Origin of the sequence: Streptomyces gilvus, from assembly GCF_022513565.1 — a bacterium.
Taxonomy (GTDB): Bacteria; Actinomycetota; Actinomycetes; order Streptomycetales; family Streptomycetaceae; genus Streptomyces; species Streptomyces gilvus.
Genome location: NZ_JAKWBE010000014.1, coordinates 1 through 16,253 on the forward strand (window position 1 = coordinate 1; position 16,253 = coordinate 16,253).

Below are 16,253 nucleotides of genomic sequence, written 5' to 3' on the forward strand. Positions count from 1 at the left end.
GGCGCAGAAGGGCAGTTCAGCTGGCTGGTTGGGTCCCGGTGCCGAGGCGGATGCCGACCTGTGCGCCCGGGTGCCGGATAGTACTCGCGGTGGCGAGGTGTCTGTTCGGCCCCTGTCGAGGTCCCGTTGGTACCCGATGCGCTGCGACAGCCGTGAGCGCGTCCACCGGTCCCCTAGCGTGGTCCACGTCGGCCTCCCTCCGATCCCCTCAGAGGGAGGCCGTACCGACGTCCGTCGAGCCGCCCGCAGCGTTGGATCATGGAAAGTGCGGCCCGCCGGTGCGTACCGCACTCTGCGGGCGACCGTGGCCCGTCGCAGGGGCGATGACCACGGAAGACACCTACCGGCCAAGTGACGTGCGTCCTGTGGGTGCCGACCACGTGTTCCCCTTCGCCCCTCCGGTACAGAGAGCCGAACGACGATGCTCGAAGAGCTTCAGATCAAGTCCGAAGCAAGGGTCAGACCGCCCCGCTCGCGGGCCGACGGCGTGGTCACTCGCCGGAGGTCGGCTGTCTTCTTATCCGGCGTTCTCACCACGTTTCTCGTCGCCTCCAGTGCCCCCACCCCGCTCTACCGTGTCTACCGGGCAAGTTGGCACTTTTCCTCCGTCACGGTCACCGTGATCTACGGCGTGTACTGCCTGAGCGTCCTGGTCTCGCTCCTGACCGTCGGTTCGCTCTCCGACCATCTCGGCCGGCGGCCGGTCATCGGCGGCGCGCTCGCCCTCGAGGCACTGTCCATGCTGCTTTTTCTCCAGGCCGGCGACGTGACCTCGCTGATCCTCGCCCGCGCGCTCCAGGGGCTGGCGACAGGTGCCGCGACGAGTGCACTGGGCGCTGCCCTGCTCGACGTGGCCAAGCGGTGGGGCGCCCTGTTCGTCAGCATCGCTCCGCTCCTCGGTATGGCGTTGGGGACGCTCGGCACGAGCCTGCTCATGGACCTGGTTCCTGCTCACCTCGGCAGTGTGTACATCCTGCTGTTCAGCATGATGACCCTGCAGACGTTCGGCCTGGCGTTCCTTCCGGAGTCGAGGCCGCCGAGGCCGGGAGGCATGCCCTCCTTACGACCACGGATCCGCGCCCCCCGGTCGAGTCGCCGGGCACTCCTCGTCACCGCACCCGTGTTCGTGGCTGTCTGGGCCCTGGGCGGCTTCTATCTGTCTCTGGGGCCCGATCTGGTCCAGGGGATCACAGGATCGGGATCGGCGACCGCCGACGGCCTGGTTGTGTCCCTGCTGACCGCCAGCGCGGTCCCCGCCGTGCTGCTGGCCCGGGGCGCCGATGCCGGCCGAACAGCTTTGAGCGGCTCACTGCTTCTGACGTCGGGAGTGGCGGTCACGTTATTGGCCGTGCACCAGGACTCCCGCACTGCCCTGTACGTGGGCACCGCGGTGGCCGGTGCGGGATTCGGACCCGCTTTCCAGGGCGGCGTTCGTCTGGTGACAGCGAACGTACTCGCGACGGAACGGGCAGGGCTGATGTCCGCCATCTACACCATCACCTATACGGCGATGTGCGTCCCCGTCCTGGTCGCGGGCCTGCTCGTCAACGAATACGGCCTCCTGCACTGCACGCTGTTCTTCGGCCTTTTCGTCATTGCGCTCTCGCTGGCACCGTTCGCGGCTCTGGGAAAATTTTCCGCCCACTCATCGCGTAAAGATCTCTAAAAGACAGGTGACATTGTGTTCCGCATCATGTTCAGTTCGGGATCGTGATAATCAACAACGCGCGAATGCGCGTCCCAGTGGTGCTGGCCTTTCTGGTGGCCGTCCTTGCCGCAATGACAAAAGCATCCGTCACCGCGAGAGCCGACACCGAAAACAAGGCGCCCGCAGATTTCGTGGTGCTCCAGGATGTGGCCCCCGCGATTCTGCAGGACATCCGCTACAGCACGGCCCACAACTTCATCGGCACGCCGATAAACGGCTATGTCGAACCGCTGTGCATCGTCACCGCCCCGGCGGCAAAGGCTCTGGCAAAAGCCGAGCGCTACTTCCTCACGCAGGGCTACACGCTAAAGGTGTACGACTGCTACAGACCTCAGCGCGCGGTGGATCAGTTCGTCGAGTGGGCCAAGGACCTGACCGACCTGAAGATGAAGGACGAGTTCTACCCGCAGGTGGACAAGGCCAACCTGTTCACCGACGGGTACATCGCGGCGAAGTCGGGACACAGTCGTGGCAGCACGATCGATCTCACGCTCGTGAGGCTGCCGGCCTACCCGACACGTCCGTACGTTCCCGGGGAGAAGCTCAAGCCGTGCTATGCGCCGGCAGTGCAGCGGTTCCCGGACAACTCGATCGACATGGGCACCGGATTCGACTGCTTCGACACGCTTGCGCACACGCTCGACCCGCGCATCGTCGGAGCACAGCACAGCAACAGACTGCTGCTCAAGAACGAACTCGAGTCTCTCGGATTCGTGAATCTTGCCGAAGAATGGTGGCACTTCACCTTCGCCGCCGAGCCCTACCCGTCCACCTATTTCGACTTCCCCATCTCCCGCTCCTCCCTGACCAGCTGACCAGCTGACGGGACAACCGACGAATTCGGTCCACCGGCGTGCGGCGTCGTCTTTTCGTCCGGAGGGACGTCGCCGTACGCCTGCCGTCAGCAATATCGCCAGCGAAGGAAAAGACACCATGACCCAACAATCCACCCTTCCTCGGTCCGGATCGCGCCGCAGACCGCTCGTGGTGCTCCTCTTCGGCGGCCGGAGTTCCGAGCACGGCATTTCCGTCGTGACGGCGGGGGCCGTACTGCGGGCCATCGACCGGACGAAGTACGACGTGCTGCCCGTCGGGATCACACGGGACGGGCGTTGGGTTCTGACCGCGGACGATCCCGAGCGCATGGCGATGGCTGACCGGCAGCAGCCCACGGTCGAGCAGCTCATCGCTTCGGACCGGAGCACCATCGTCGTCTCCGTCGACCCGACCGATCGCACTGCCGTCAGCAGTGAACGCGGCGCGGAGCCCAAGGTCCTCGGCGAAGTGGACGTGGTCTTCCCCGTACTGCACGGACCGTACGGCGAGGACGGCACGGTGCAGGGTCTGCTGGAACTGTCCGGCATCCCCTATGTCGGCGCCGGCGTTCTTGCCTCGGCGATCGGCCAGGACAAGGAGTACATGAAGAGGGTGTTCAGCTCGTTCGGCCTGGCCGTCGGGCCGTACCTGGTGATCAGGCCCCGGGAGTGGCAGTCCGATCCTGCAGGTGCCCTCACGAGAATCAGCGGTTTCGCGGACGGATACGGCTGGCCGTTGTTCGTGAAACCGGCACGTGCCGGGTCGTCGATCGGTATCACCCGGGTCGACGGCCGAGAGGGGCTGGAGGACGCGATCGCGGAGGCGCACCGGCACGACGCGAAGATCATCGTGGAGGCCCTGGTGCGGGGACGTGAAATCGAGTGCGGCGTGCTCGAGTTCCCCGACGGCCCGCGCGCCAGCGTGCCTGCCGAGATCCCGGCACCCGACGCGAGCTCGTACTACGACTTCGAGGCGAAGTACCTCGACTCCACCCCCGGCATGGTGCCCGCGCCACTGACCGACACCCAGACCAGTGAGGTGCGTCGGCTCGCGCTCAAGGCGTTCGAGGCGGCTTCTTGCGAGGGCCTGGTCCGTGCGGACTTCTTCCTCACGGAGGAGGGACAGTTCGTGATCAACGAGATCAACACCATGCCCGGCTTCACTCCCGTCTCGATGTACCCACAGATGTGGCAAGCCACCGGCATTCGGTACGGAGACCTGGTGGATCGTCTGCTTCAGGCTGCGCTGCGACGGACCACCGGGCTCAGATGACGAAACAGTCCGAAAGGAAAATCGGCAGGGCCAACACTGACGTCATCGATATCGATCTCCGACGTCTGCGCTATTTCGTGACAGTTGCCGAAGAGCTCAGCTTTGTGCGTGCCGCCGAACGACTGGACATGACGCAGCCGGCATTGAGCCGGCAGATCCGCGCTCTTGAGGAGGATCTTCGAGCGTCACTGCTCCAGCGTGGCCCGCTGGGTACGGTGCTCACCCCGGCCGGTGGCCAGTTGCTGGAGGACGCACGGCCGCTGCTCGCTGCAGCGCTGGCTTTGCAGCGGCGGGTTCGCCGCGCAAGCCGTGCGGAACACGACTTTACCATCGGCTTGATGCCAGGCGTCATTGTCACGCCGATCCTCAGGCAATTCCGAGCGTTGGCGCCTGAGATCAATGTGCAGGTGCTGCACACGGCGCTCACCGACCAGGTCGACCACCTGCTCGACGGTCGGGTGGATGTCTGCTTTGTTCGGTTGCCCCTGTTGGTCGACACCTTCGAGATCGTGCCCCTGTTCCCGGAGCCGCGCGTCCTCGCGCTTGCCGACGGCCATCCGCTGGCGCAGGCACAGCTCGTCGACATCGACGAGCTGACGCCCTACCGCCTGCTGCAGGAACCCGGTGACGTACCGGAGTGGCGCGGCAGCGACTTCGACGCGACGCCAGCGCCTCACCGCCCGAAAGCCGGCCTGCCCGTCTCGATCGAGGAGAGCCTGGAAGCCGTCGCGTCCGGCACCGGGTTCATCGTCGTCCCGGCGGGCCTCGCCGACTTCTACCGTCGTCCCGACATCCGTTACGTCCAGCTCACGGGAGTTGCCCCGCGCTTGGTGGCGCTGGCGTACGCCAGGAATCGAAAGATGCCCTCCATCGACAAGTTCGTCAAAATCGTCATCGCGGCGCTCGGTTCGCAATGCTCAGCGGAATACGAAACTCGACTTGACAGAAATACTATTTGACAATGTGTCAGGCACTCAAAGCGTGTCGTCGTGGCTTGCGCTTGCATGACGTCGGAGCAGGACGGAGCCGGAGCTGGGCTTCCGGGCGGCGCTGGGCGGGAGAGAGATGACCGCCTACGACTATGTGGTGGTCGGTGGTGGGACGGCCGGTTGTGTCGTCGCGGCGCGTCTGTCCGAGGACCCGGCGGCTGAGGTGCTGTTGGTGGAGGCGGGCTCGGCGATCGGGCCGCCGGCCCTGCGTCGTCCGGTCGCGCTCCCGCTCCTTCCCGCCAAGGACATCGTCTGGTCGCGTTGGACGACACCACAGTCCGGGACGCTGTCGCGCAGCCACCACTGGCCCGGCGGGCGGGTTCTCGGTGGGTCGAGTTCGATCAACGCGATGATGCATGTGCGCGGGCACCGCGCCGTGTACGACGGTTGGGCGGACGACGGTGCCAAGGGTTGGAGCTACAGCGAGCTGCTGCCGTACTTCCGCCGGACGGAGACGGCGATGGGCCGCAACCCCGCTCTTCGCGGCGTCATCGGGCCGGTGTGGGCGGCGCCGACGACCCGGCTGGATCACGGGTCGTCGACCTTCCTCGACGCGCTCACCGAGGCTGGCCACGAACTCACCGACGACATCAACGGCGAACGCCGGCACGGCGCCTTCTGGTGTGACCTCGCGGGCGCGGGCGGCCGCAGGCAGAGCGCCGCGGACGCCTACCTGGTCCCGGTGCTCGACCGGCCCAACCTGCACCTGGCCACCGAGGCGAGCGTCAACCGCCTGCTCATCGAGCGCGGACGCTGCACGGGCGTGGAATTCACGTCCCTCGGCACGGTGGAACATGCCGAGGCGCGCGGCGAAGTGATCGTGACGGCCGGGACGGTGGCCTCCGCCCACCTGTTGCTGCTCTCCGGAATCGGTCCCGCCGCACACCTGCGGGACGTCGGCGTAGCGGTGCGGGCCGATCTGCCCGGCGTGGGCGCCAACCTGCACGACCACCTGCAGTGTCCCGTGGTCTACGAGACGGGGCGACAGCTGATCACCAGCCATGGCTTCAGCACCGTCAGCGCCCTGACGCACACCGGCGCGACGGCCGCTCCGGACGTTCAGCTGATGCTGCTCGACGCCCCTGCGGACATCGAGGACGTCCAGACGCCCGAGTACGGGCACACGCTCGCCTTCGCCCACACGGCGCCCGCGAGCCGCGGAACGGTTCGGCTCAGGAGCGCGAACCCGGGCCGGCTGCCGTTGATCGACCCGAACTACCTCGCCGACAGCGGCGACGTGTCCGCCATGCTCGCCGCCCTCGGTATCGCGCGAGACATCGGCCGCATGCCCGCCTGGCGTCCATGGGGTGCCCGGGAGACCGCTCCGGGAACGGCCAACGACCTCGTCACCTACATCCGCGGGAATGCAGCGACTTTCCACAACCCCGTCGGCACCTGCCGGATCGGGATGGACGACCTCGCTGTCGTCGACCCGGACCTGAGAGTGCACGGCATCGACGGTCTGCGTGTCGCGGACGCCTCGGTGATGCCGTCCATCCCCAACACCGGGGTAAACGCGACCGTCCTGGCCATCGCCGAACGGGCCGCCGACACCATCCGACGGGACGCGCCACGGCCCTGAGCACCCAATGATGGTCGGGAAGTCATCGACACACCCATCCCAACGCAGCCCCCGGCGCCCCGGTCCTTCGAGGGCCGGCGCAGTGAGTACCCCGGTTTCGGCGTCGGCGGTTGACCGCTCATCGGCGTCGAGGGTTGACCGCTGTCGGTAAAGTTCCTTGCACTACTGCGGGAGAAGCGTGGCGCTCTCGAGCTCCTCGGACGGGTCGCCTTGTCCGCGGAACGACAGCAGGCGTGCGGGGAGAAGCCAGAGACAGGCAAGTGTTCCGCCAACGGCGCCGATCCACAGCGCTGCGGGGATTCCCGCTGTCGCGGCGATGAGGGCGCCGACGACCGAGCCCAGCGGCCGGAGACCGAAACTCACGGTCTGGTACGCACCCCGGGTCTGCGACCGGAGGTGTGGGGGCACCACCAGTGCGAACACGGAGCCGACCGAGATGTCCTGGACGGACTCACCGCCGCCGCCCAGCAGTGTCGAGGCCACGACCAGGGCGAAGACGAGGCCTCCGGTGGTGCCGACGGCGGGGATCACCAGGAGCGGAGCATGCGACAGCACGCAACCGATCAGGAGCATCCGGCCCAGACCGATGCGGCGGGCCAGCCGGGGAGCCACGGCCGCGCCGACGAGTCCGCCGATGGCCTGCGCGGTGAATACGAACCCGATCTCGGCGCTGGTCAGGGACAGCTTGTGGACGTAGTACCAGACGAGAACCGACAAGAAGAGCATGTTGAAGAAGTTGCCGGTGGCGGTGACCGCGAGGGCCGTCCTGATCAGTGGATTCCGCCGGATGAAGGCCAGACCCGGCCGGCGGTCGCGGCTCTGCGGAGCGCTGGGCTCTTGGAGACGCTCGACCGGGCGCAGCCGGAGGAGGAACAGTGCGGCCGCGACGGCGGTGGCCGCGTCCACCCCGATCGCCGCCGGTACACCCGCGAGTTGGACCAGCAGTCCCCCGACGGCAGGTCCGGCCAGGAGCGCGGCGGTCTGCCCGGTGTAGGAGGCCGCCTGTCCAGCCACGTAGAGCTCGGATGGCAGGGTGGTGGCGAACAGGCCGCTCTCGCTGACATTGGACAGCACCGAGCACAGGCCGATGACGGCCAGGATGACGGCCAGCTGAGCAAGGGACAGCACGCCAAGGGCCGTCGCGATCGGCGCGCTGCTCAGGGCGGCGACCCGTAGAAGATTGGCGCCTGCCATGAGGCGGCGATGGTATCCCGTTCGGTCGGCGAAGGAGCCGGCCGGTATGGCCAGGAACAGGCTCGGGAGCCAGATCACGGCCGACAGGACGGCACTTTGTACGGCGTCGGCGCCGAGGACCGTGATCGCGGCCAGCGGCAGGGCGACCGAGGATATGGCATCGCCCAGGGCGGCCAGCGTGGTGGCGGACCAGAGCTTTCTGAACGCGGAGTGGCGCAGCGGCGTCGGCACCGAAGGACGTGGGGCCCGCAAGGTGATTGTTCCTGTTTCTCGCGATGGCGGATATTGCGCGGAATATGCGACCGCTCCGGCCTCAAAAAGACGAGGCCGGAGCGGTCGTTCGATTTACCAGGAGTGCTGCTTCTTCATTTTTTCACCTCCCCCGCTCACGGACTCCTTCCCGTAAGGGAGTCACGGGAAGAATTATTGAGGAACTCGTCGAATATCGCCAATGCCGATGTCGTCGTCACCCATGCCGAATCGGCATTCCACTGAAAGGCATTCCGTGATTCCCTGCGGACGGGATCAGAGGACGAGGTAGAGAGTGAGCAGAGTGGCGCCCGTGATCACGACGTAGATCTCGAAGGCCCCACGGAGGGCCGCCGGAGCGTTGCGCAACTCCATGAAATGCAGGCCGACCAGGCGTACCTTGATCAACGCGATCGCCACGACCGCGCAGCCGATCGAGGTCGACGTGCTGTCTTCGATGCCCAGCAGCCAGCTCGACAGTGTGGCCAGGACGAGTGCCGGAAAGACCCACATGTGTCACGCCACCAGGTAGAAGAGCGGGAAGAGGACGAGCCAGAGCAGATCCACCATGTGCCAGTAAGCGGCCGCCCCCTCGGCGACCAGCAGTTTGCCCCGGCTCAGGGCCGGCCGACGGGACAGGACGATGAGAACCGTCAGCGCGCCGATCCCGATGGCTAGGTGAGCCAGGTGAATGCCGGTGAACACGAAGTAATACATGAAGAAGTCGTTGCTGCTCGGTGTATGCCCGTCATGAATCACGAGCGCGTATTCGATGCCTTTGACGGCAGCGAACCCGAGTGCGCACAGAAGCGCCCATGGCAGTGTCCGTGCGGGTATGCCGGATCGCAGCTGCCGCAGCCCGCGGGCCACCAGCGCTGAGGCGGTCAGCAGGAGCAGTGTGTTCAGCAGCCCCAGGTCTGGATGAAGGGCCCGCTGCGAAGCCCGGAACATCATCGGGTGCCGGCCGTGCAGCACGGCGACGAAGCCGAAGAACACCGAGAACATGACCATGTCGCCGAGGAGAAAGATCCAGAGACCTGGCTCGCCGGGGATGTGGCGGTGGTGCTGGGGTGCCGAGTGCTCCGTCTCGGCCGCGGTGGCGGTCATACCGCGGCTTCGAGGACGGCCGGGGCCCGGTCGTCCTCCACCCGGCTCGCGGCCCGCACCATCAGGAACGTCATGACGAGGAACCAGGCGCCGAACGCGCCGGCTGCGACCCAGAACGAGAGGATGCCGTTCCAGGCGAAGGGACCGGTCTTGAAGAAGGTCAGCAGGATGCTCGGCAGGAAGAGGAAGGCCATCCAGAAGTTCAGGTACGCGGACCAGCGGGGCAGGAGCGGCGTGGGTCGCTTGTCCGCCAGGATCGCCACTCCGGCCACGGTGGCTTGCCCGATGGCTGGAAAGGCGTTCATGACCAGGGTGATCCAGGCCAGGTCGTTGAGCGCCATCGTGATGTCGGGCGAGCGGTCCGGCCGGTAGGCCGTCGCGGTGAAGATCAGGACCGGTACGAAGATCGCGGCCACGTTCGCGGCGCCACAGACGAGTTGTACGGCGGCCAACGGCGCCAGCCGCGAGTCGATACGCCGGATGAGGCTTGCCAGCGCCGCGACGAAAGGTGCGGTCGCCACGGCACCGACGAGCATGACCACGAGGCCGGTACGGATCGAGTTGGCGTGGTCCGTGTAGAAGGCCGCTACCCGTTCCGCCGACCAGCTCGGCGCCATCGGTGGTATCCAATGGGCGATCAACAGGGCTGCGAAGAACAGTGCGATGAACAGGTAACCGAAGCTCGCGCAGGCGATCAGGATTCGGCGGGACATGGTGGAATCTCCAGGTTGCGGAAGAGAGTTTGTCGGTCGCGTCATGCCGGTTCGCTCAGGTACGGGAACTCGGCGCGCAGCGTCCCCGTGGCGTCGCTCGCGTCCAGGGCCATGTCGACAGGAGCGTTCAGCACGATCTCGAACACCGCTTCGGGAGCGGACTCGGTGAGGCCCCTGCCGTTGCGGGCCTTCGCGCCGAAGCCGGCCTCCGTGCCCACCTGGTAGCGCAGGACATCCGGGAAGATGATGTCCCTCGTCGCGGCGCCGTGGCCCTCCGGGTCGGAATGCGTGTCATTGGCGGACACGAGTCCCGCGACCTTCCGGCGCACGAGCTCTCCGTAGTTGACGAGGTCATCACGTGGATCCGTGGCGTTGTAGTCGTCGAAGTCGGCCTCGGTGACATCGAACAACGTGCTGATGAGCGGCTTCGCGCACCGGTTGATCTGCAGCCAGCCGCCGTGGTGGTCGTCCAGCGCGGTGGTGGCCCAGAGACCGATCGTCTCCGATCCGATGAGCTCGTCGGGTACTTCGAGGACGATGGCGGTGACGTTGGTGCCGGCGAACAGGTTCGAGGCCCGTTGCGGGTCGAACGCCGAGAGGTCCACCGGAGCGCCGCTGCGCAGCGCGGTCAGAACCGCGGTGATGACGGTGCCGTCGAGGTAGAACGGGTCTCCGGCCCGGCCGACGAAGGCCTTGACGCCGTCCGGCGTGGTGACGATCTCCTCCGTCCGGCCGGTCGCGACGAGGGTTCCCGAGGCGTCGCGGTCGATGGCCGCGGCACCCGTGAGCCGGTCGAGCACCCAAGCCTGCCGGCCGCCCGGTTCGGCGGTGAGGAATCGGAACCGGAACGTCAGGTCCTGCACCGCGTCGTCGTCGGTGTCGATGTGGAACTCGTACAGCGCCTCGGGATGGAAGCCCTTGTCCGCCGACACCGGGTTGGTGTTCATGACGAAGACAGTGCCGTTGCGCCCCTTGAACACATAGACATCGCTGATGTCCAGGCGGGGATCCTGTTTGGCGGCGGCCGAATCCTGGTGGTGGGACATTGGATGACCTTTCATGAGGGCGAGCAGGGCAAGGCATGGCGATGCCGTGCCGGCTCGGCAGTCGTTGTGTGCAGCGCAATCGGGACATTCGGTTCTGTGAACCTGAGTGGGCTGCTGCGGTACCGGCCACCTCGATCAGTCGAGCGTGGCTCGTGGCGGGGTGACGTTCTGGGCCAGGCACGCCCGGGCCCCTGTGGGTCACGTCGAGCATTCTGACCCGGGCCGATGACACGTCGCCAATGCCTGTCCGGTGCTTCGGGATGCCGGTTCGGCATGACCAACCCCCGGAAAATGCCTGCAGCGGGGCATCACGGAGGGCGACCGGTCAGTGCTGGGTGCCGGCGGACCAGAGGGTGGTGCCCTGGTAGACCACGCTGACGTCGCCGTCGGTCCCGAGGTAGAGATAGGCGCCGTCGTGGCCGGAAGTGACGCTGCTCCAGACACCCCAGGTGTCTTTGTCGTAGACGACGAGGTTGCCGTCGGCCTGCATGATGGCGCGATAGCCGGTGCCCGAGGTGCCCGAGGACCAGCGGCGGTGGTGATCCTCGTCGTAGATGACGAGGTTGCCGTCGGTCTGCATCGTCATGGTCGTCCGGTTGGTCGCCCAGGACTCGCCCGGCATCAGCTGCTGGTCGTGCCGCACGGTCAACGTCGTCCACTTCGGCGAGGCCGACACCACCTTGCCCGAGCCCGAGTCCGAGTCCGAGTCCGTCTCCTTGCTGGAAGGGCCCGCTGTCTGCGTCGCTTTGGCGCCGGCCAGGGTTGAGGAGCTTGACGGCGGCGCGGCGGAACGGGTGGGTGAGGCCGACGAACCGGCCACGGCGGCTGATCGGTGCTTGGGCTGTGAAGCCGAGGCCGTGGTCGTCGCGTGTGGCTCGGCGGTCGTGGTGCTGCCGGCCCCCGCGCGGGGCTTCGTGTCCACTGCGGAGTCCGCGTCGAAGACCCCGCGTGTGGCCAACCCCGCGGTCACGATGACGGCGGTGCCGGCGAGAAGAGCCCCCACTCTCCTTCTGGAGGTGCCCCCGCCGGGTGCCACGGTCCGCAACAGTCGCCTGGGGAAGGTCATGGCATGGGCGGCTTCGAGTGCGTCCGCGAACGCGGTTGCGTTGTCCCAGCGCCGCTCCCGCTCCGGTTCGAGGGCGCGTCGCGTCACCCGCCGGACCGCCGCCGACACCTGGGGGTGCGGCGGCCCGGGCCAGTCGGCTTGCCCCGTGGAGCCCGGCAGGCTGCCGGTCAGCAGTTCGTAGGTGAGTACGCCCAGACCGTAGACGTCGGCCCGCTCGTCGACATCGACCAGGATGTCCTCGGGGACCTGCTCGGGGGCCATGTAGCCGGGTGATCCCACGCCCTGTGTCAGTCCGGAGGCCTGCGCCAGGCTCTTGGCCAGGCCGAGATCGGCCACCAGCAGCCGCTCACGGCCGCCCGACACCGTGTGGAGCAGGATGTTGGACGGCTTGATGTCACGGTGCACGATACCGGCCGCGTGCAGGTCGGCCACCCCCCGTGCGGCCTGCACCGCGAACCGCAGGGCCTGGTCGACGGACATGGGCCCCTGTTGCAGCCGGTCGGCAAGGGTTCCGCCGTCGGCGTAGGTCATGACGAAGTACGGGCGTCCGTCGGGCAGTTCCCCGATGTCATGCACTTGGACGACACGGTCCGACTGGGCCTGGCGCAGAAGCCGGGCCTCGTCGAGGAAACGCTCCCGGAGGTCGAGCCGGTGAACCCACTTCTCCGCCATGACCTTCACTGCGACCGGGGCTTCGAGCAGGTCGTCATAGGCGAGCCAGACCATGCCGAAGCCGCCTTGGCCCAGGAGCCGTTGCAGGCGATGACGTCCGACGGTGACGAGTGTTGACATGAGGGCGGAACTCCAACGCAATTGCCGTTCGACATTCGACCGGCCCGGGGGTGGTTGCGGCGGAGTCGGCACCTGCCAGCTGCGCCGCGCAGGAGCAACTACCGGTTCCGGTCACCGCCTCACACCGTCGAGACGGTGAGGGCACCTTGCCGGACGCCCGTCCGACATGCCGGGTCCTGCGACCGCAGATGCCTATGCGTCAGTGTCGACGCGTGGTGCAGTCGTACGCAATGTGCACAGGCCCAACATGATCTCCATTCTTTGAGCACCGGCCCAACGCCCTTGCCGATAGCGTGCGATGACCGATCACGTGCCTGCGTGCGTGCTGGGGGACGCGCACTGTGCGGCCCCGAGTCGTCCGAGACCCTGAACGCGAGGAATGCCTTCCGTGCCGCTCCCCCCTGACGCCGAACATCTCGCTGTCCTGGCCGTGGGGGGCGACCCGGCCTCGCTGGACGCCCTGTTACAGGCGATCCACCCGGAAGTACTGCGTCGCTGCGGACGGTTCCTGCCCAACCGCCAGGACGCCGAGGAAGCAGCGCAGGATGTGCTGCTGCAAGTGGCCCAGAACATCACCACGTTCGAGAAGCGCAGCCGCTTCAGCACCTGGCTGCACACGGTGGTCACCAACTGTGCTCGTCAGAAGTACCGCGAGCTGAAACGCCGGTGGGCCGAACTGCCCCTGGCCATAGAGGCCGTGTATCCGCCGGAACCGCGCAACACCAGCGTGATCGCCGGCCACCGCGTCGACCTGCTGGAGGCACTCGATCGTCTCGAGCGTGACTATCCTTCTCTGGCTCTGCCGCTGATCTACCGGGACATCTGTCACATGAGCTACGCGGAGATCGCCGAGCGCACCGAGCTGCCCTTGGGCACCGTCAAGTCCCGTATCAGCGCCGCGCGTCGCCATGTGCGCGAGTGGCTCGCCTGACCTGGACGAGACGCGCGGTCGTCCATAGCTTCGCGCCGGCGTTCCAGGCGGCCTGTCCCTGGTAGACGACCATCATGTTGCCGTCATGGCCGAGGCGTGCTGTTCATCTTCGTCCGGTAGTCCTCCAGCAACTGGTGTCCCGCCCGCGTAAGGACGGTGCCCTGCCGGTCCCGCAGGAAGAGGACCACGCCCAGATCCTCCTCCAGCGCCCGGATCTGACGGCTGAGTGCCGGCTGAGTCATGTACAGACGGCTCGCCGCTCGCACGAAGCTGCACTCCTCGGCCACCGCCACGAAGTAGCGCACCCGGCGCATCTCGAGATCCATGGCGGTCATGCTAACGGCGGCCATGACGCCGTATGCCGAAACGGCTTCAGATTCGAACAGATGGGCATTGGCGGGGTCGCCGCCGACCGGTCCACGATGGCCCGACCGGGCGTCGGCGTGGCGCGGGGTGGAGTTGGGCGAGATCTCCCGCGGTCAGACGGATGAAAATCGATGCGAACCAATTGGCTGCCGGCTGCATCCAACTGCGCTGACCCCACAGGTACTTCAATGCAGAAAGCGAGCAGCGATGAGCAGCCTTCCGATGGAAGCTCCGGCACGGCTGGTGCCGATGCAGCGCCAGATCGACACGGACCGGTGTCTTCCCATCGGTCCGATGGATCCGCCGGTGACCCGGTCTCACGCCGGCGCCGTCAGGCAACTTCCCTCCACCTCGGTGTCGGTGGCCGTGGACGCCGCGGACCCCATCACACAGGCCGGCCTGGCGGCCGGTCTGAGCCGCGGACCGAAGCTGGCGCTCACGACGGTGGCAGAGGCGGACGTGGTGGTCGCCGCGGTCCAGACCGCCGACAACTCCACACTGGAGGCCCTGCGGAGTCTGCCCATGCCACCCCCGGCACGCATCGTGCTGGTCGTCAACGACGGCTGGTACGCGGACCTGACGGTCGCGGCCGAAAGGGGAGTACGAGCCGTCCTCTGGCGGGCCGAGACTCAGCCGCAGCCCCTGATCCGCGCCGTACTGGCGGTCGCCGCCGGCGAAGCCCTGCTGCCGTCCGAGGTACAGGGCGAACTGCTCGACCAGGCCGACCGCCTCCAACGCAACGTACTGGTACCCAAGGGCCTGACACCGTCCGGCCTGACCACCCGCGAGATCGACGTGCTGCGACTCGTCGCGCAGGGCCTGGACCTCGCCGAGATAGCCGAGACGATGTGCTACTCCGAACGCAACATCAAAAAGATCCTCTACGGAGTCATCAACCGCCTCGGACTCCGCAACCGCGTGCACGCGGTCTCCTACGCCATCCGCAACAAACTCATATGACCCTGCACCCCGTCCTCTGGCCTCCGAATTCCGGATCGGCCATCGCTGTTGCTCACCCTCTCCCGGGCGCCTCGACAAGCCCCATGTATGTCGTACGCCCCCATTGGGCCGTGCAGTCGACCGATATGCCGTAAGGCAGAAGGCGTTCCTCGAGCCGTGTGATCCTGGCCTGCAACGCTCTGCGAGTCATCGGTTCCGCGGCCGTGCCGAGCATCAGACACAGGTCGTGACAGCACCACGGCCGTGATGCGGAACAGAGGAGGTCGAACAGCACCTGCTGGGAGCGGTGTTGTGGACGGAGCAGGTCGTACTCCCACGGATCCGTCGTCGCCCGCTGCCGTGCGGGCGGCCTCGCATCCAGCCACCGTCGTTCCGCAGCGATTCTGCTGCCGAGCTCTTTGGACGGTGTGTCGCGGGGAACGACGTTGACGGCTCCGGCCGACAGGAGTTCCGCGGGCCCTGTGCGGTCGGGTACGAGCACGACGACGGAGGAAATTCTGCTCAGCACGCGTACACGTTCTGCAAGGCCTTCGCTCCAGCGGCGACTCGGCACGTCCAGGACGGCGAGTGGAGTGCCGGTCTCGTGCAACAGGGCGTCATAAGCGTGTTCGGAGCCCCACACGTGGCTCAGGGGAGGCAGTAGATGCTGACTGCGCATGGCACGGAGCAGGGGCGCCGTCTCTTCTCGCCCGAGCGAGAGAACGACACTCACGGGATAGGTGACGTTCTCCTCGGACAAGGGGGAGCGAGTGGCCGTGTCTCGGATGTCAGCGATGAGCATGGCAGCACCTCCGACACACACGTCTCTCGTGCATTCCGGTCAAGGCGTGCCCACAGGCAGAGCGCTCCGCCCCGGCCGCACCACCCGCCGAGGGGGCAACCGCACCCGAGGGGGTAGGCGTAACCGTTCCTTCCCACATCTCCTTCTGGCCTCCGTCCGACAACTGACCCGGGCTTCGGTGCTCTGTCCGTAACCGGGAACCGCGCGATGCACGCGGCAGGTTCCGCTGCTGGGGACACATGCGTCCGTGCCCCGCCGCGTCAGGGAGACCGCCCGGCGAAGCGCCGGTGACGCCGCGGAACACGATGAACATCAGCCGGCCGCTCTCCACGGGTCCGAAGCCGTGAGCGGCTCGGCGGTCTTCAAGGTGTGGCCTCGTGAGAGGTCCCGCAGTGACCGACGCGAAACACCGTAGGGCGCTGAGCGATGCGATGCGGCTGCGGGAGTCCCGACCGGGCACGGACGGGAGCAATGCCGTCCCTTTTGTGCCCACCCGGTGCCGGTGGTCAGGGATCGCGCCGCCGGCGCTCATCGGTTTGTCCGCGGTCGGTACGAACGGGAAGCCTTGTGGGCCTTTTCCGTGCCTCACCAGCTCGACGACCGGCTTTGACCCATGAGCCCACTCCTAGAGTCGCCGATGGCGCCATCCAGGCAGCCCTTTCAGCGCGCCCCTCTCGGCGG

Annotated in this window: 14 protein-coding genes; 7 read left to right on the forward strand and 7 right to left on the reverse strand. The window is 67.0% G+C overall.

What is annotated here, in order from left to right; all coding sequences use genetic code 11:
* The first annotated feature begins 421 nt into the window (after positions 1-421).
* From MKW14_RS21820 to MKW14_RS21840, 5 genes are all read left to right on the forward strand, one after another.
* On the forward strand, positions 422-1,666 hold the full coding sequence (locus MKW14_RS21820; RefSeq protein ID WP_240864746.1) for an MFS transporter: 1,245 nt from the start codon (positions 422-424) through the stop codon (positions 1,664-1,666).
* A gap of 65 nt (positions 1,667-1,731) precedes the next feature.
* Positions 1,732-2,523, forward strand: coding sequence for a M15 family metallopeptidase (locus tag MKW14_RS21825; protein ID WP_240864747.1), 792 nt, complete (start codon positions 1,732-1,734; stop codon positions 2,521-2,523).
* Between the two features lie 118 nt (positions 2,524-2,641).
* Positions 2,642-3,796, forward strand: coding sequence for a D-alanine--D-alanine ligase family protein (locus tag MKW14_RS21830; RefSeq protein WP_240864749.1), 1,155 nt, complete (start codon positions 2,642-2,644; stop codon positions 3,794-3,796).
* Complete coding sequence (locus tag MKW14_RS21835; RefSeq protein ID WP_240864752.1) at positions 3,793-4,755, forward strand: LysR family transcriptional regulator; 963 nt, start codon at positions 3,793-3,795, stop codon at positions 4,753-4,755. The genes MKW14_RS21830 and MKW14_RS21835 overlap by 4 nt, the downstream gene beginning before the upstream one ends.
* A 106-nt stretch (positions 4,756-4,861) precedes the next feature.
* Positions 4,862-6,367, forward strand: a complete 1,506-nt coding sequence (locus tag MKW14_RS21840) for a GMC family oxidoreductase (protein WP_240864754.1) — start codon at positions 4,862-4,864, stop codon at positions 6,365-6,367.
* A gap of 162 nt (positions 6,368-6,529) precedes the next feature.
* On the opposite strand, the gene MKW14_RS21845 is transcribed toward MKW14_RS21840, so the two are convergent.
* The 6 genes from MKW14_RS21845 to MKW14_RS21870 all read right to left on the reverse strand — a co-directional run bounded on the left by MKW14_RS21845 (position 6,530) and on the right by MKW14_RS21870 (position 12,534).
* Positions 6,530-7,792, reverse strand: a complete 1,263-nt coding sequence (locus MKW14_RS21845; protein ID WP_240864756.1) for an MFS transporter — start codon at positions 7,790-7,792, stop codon at positions 6,530-6,532.
* Between the two features lie 294 nt (positions 7,793-8,086).
* Positions 8,087-8,323 (reverse strand): cytochrome C oxidase subunit IV family protein, encoded by a 237-nt coding sequence (locus tag MKW14_RS21850; protein WP_240864758.1) that lies wholly within the window; start codon positions 8,321-8,323, stop codon positions 8,087-8,089.
* Between the two features lie 3 nt (positions 8,324-8,326).
* Positions 8,327-8,917 (reverse strand): cytochrome c oxidase subunit 3, encoded by a 591-nt coding sequence (locus tag MKW14_RS21855; RefSeq protein ID WP_240864760.1) that lies wholly within the window; start codon positions 8,915-8,917, stop codon positions 8,327-8,329.
* Positions 8,914-9,630 carry a hypothetical protein gene (locus tag MKW14_RS21860; RefSeq protein WP_240864762.1) on the reverse strand — a complete coding sequence of 239 codons (717 nt, stop codon included), beginning with the start codon at positions 9,628-9,630 and terminating at the stop codon, positions 8,914-8,916. The genes MKW14_RS21855 and MKW14_RS21860 overlap by 4 nt, the downstream gene beginning before the upstream one ends.
* Before the next feature lie 41 nt (positions 9,631-9,671).
* The gene (locus MKW14_RS21865; RefSeq protein ID WP_240864763.1) at positions 9,672-10,676 is read right to left on the reverse strand and encodes a DUF4331 family protein; all 1,005 of its coding nucleotides are present in this window, start codon (positions 10,674-10,676) and stop codon (positions 9,672-9,674) included.
* A gap of 325 nt (positions 10,677-11,001) precedes the next feature.
* Positions 11,002-12,534, reverse strand: coding sequence for a protein kinase domain-containing protein (locus MKW14_RS21870; RefSeq protein ID WP_240864765.1), 1,533 nt, complete (start codon positions 12,532-12,534; stop codon positions 11,002-11,004).
* 388 nt (positions 12,535-12,922) lie between these two features.
* Between MKW14_RS21870 and MKW14_RS21875 the strand changes: the two genes are divergently transcribed.
* A complete protein-coding gene (locus MKW14_RS21875; protein WP_240864766.1) occupies positions 12,923-13,465 on the forward strand; it encodes an RNA polymerase sigma factor in 543 nt (180 codons plus the stop codon).
* Between the two features lie 83 nt (positions 13,466-13,548).
* Here the strand turns inward: MKW14_RS21875 and MKW14_RS21880 are convergent, their stop codons facing one another.
* A complete protein-coding gene (locus MKW14_RS21880) occupies positions 13,549-13,791 on the reverse strand; it encodes a LysR family transcriptional regulator (RefSeq protein ID WP_308314618.1) in 243 nt (80 codons plus the stop codon).
* A gap of 346 nt (positions 13,792-14,137) precedes the next feature.
* On the opposite strand from MKW14_RS21880, the gene MKW14_RS21885 reads away from it, so the two are divergent.
* The gene (locus tag MKW14_RS21885; protein ID WP_240864767.1) at positions 14,138-14,791 is read left to right on the forward strand and encodes a response regulator transcription factor; all 654 of its coding nucleotides are present in this window, start codon (positions 14,138-14,140) and stop codon (positions 14,789-14,791) included.
* The last annotated feature ends 1,462 nt before the right edge of the window (positions 14,792-16,253 follow it).

What these genes read in the sequence shown, in the direction of transcription:
- MKW14_RS21820 (WP_240864746.1), top strand. Translation starts at nt 422, where the DNA reads ATGCTCGAAGAGCTTCAGATCAAGTCCGAAGCAAGGGTCAGACCGCCC.
- MKW14_RS21825 (WP_240864747.1), top strand. Translation starts at nt 1,732, where the DNA reads ATGCGCGTCCCAGTGGTGCTGGCCTTTCTGGTGGCCGTCCTTGCCGCA.
- MKW14_RS21830 (WP_240864749.1), top strand. Translation starts at nt 2,642, where the DNA reads ATGACCCAACAATCCACCCTTCCTCGGTCCGGATCGCGCCGCAGACCG.
- MKW14_RS21835 (WP_240864752.1), top strand. Translation starts at nt 3,793, where the DNA reads ATGACGAAACAGTCCGAAAGGAAAATCGGCAGGGCCAACACTGACGTC.
- MKW14_RS21840 (WP_240864754.1), top strand. Translation starts at nt 4,862, where the DNA reads ATGACCGCCTACGACTATGTGGTGGTCGGTGGTGGGACGGCCGGTTGT.
- MKW14_RS21850 (WP_240864758.1), bottom strand. Translation starts at nt 8,323, where the DNA reads ATGTGGGTCTTTCCGGCACTCGTCCTGGCCACACTGTCGAGCTGGCTG.
- MKW14_RS21855 (WP_240864760.1), bottom strand. Translation starts at nt 8,917, where the DNA reads ATGACCGCCACCGCGGCCGAGACGGAGCACTCGGCACCCCAGCACCAC.
- MKW14_RS21860 (WP_240864762.1), bottom strand. Translation starts at nt 9,630, where the DNA reads ATGTCCCGCCGAATCCTGATCGCCTGCGCGAGCTTCGGTTACCTGTTC.
- MKW14_RS21865 (WP_240864763.1), bottom strand. Translation starts at nt 10,676, where the DNA reads ATGTCCCACCACCAGGATTCGGCCGCCGCCAAACAGGATCCCCGCCTG.
- MKW14_RS21870 (WP_240864765.1), bottom strand. Translation starts at nt 12,534, where the DNA reads ATGTCAACACTCGTCACCGTCGGACGTCATCGCCTGCAACGGCTCCTG.
- MKW14_RS21880 (WP_308314618.1), bottom strand. Translation starts at nt 13,791, where the DNA reads ATGGATCTCGAGATGCGCCGGGTGCGCTACTTCGTGGCGGTGGCCGAG.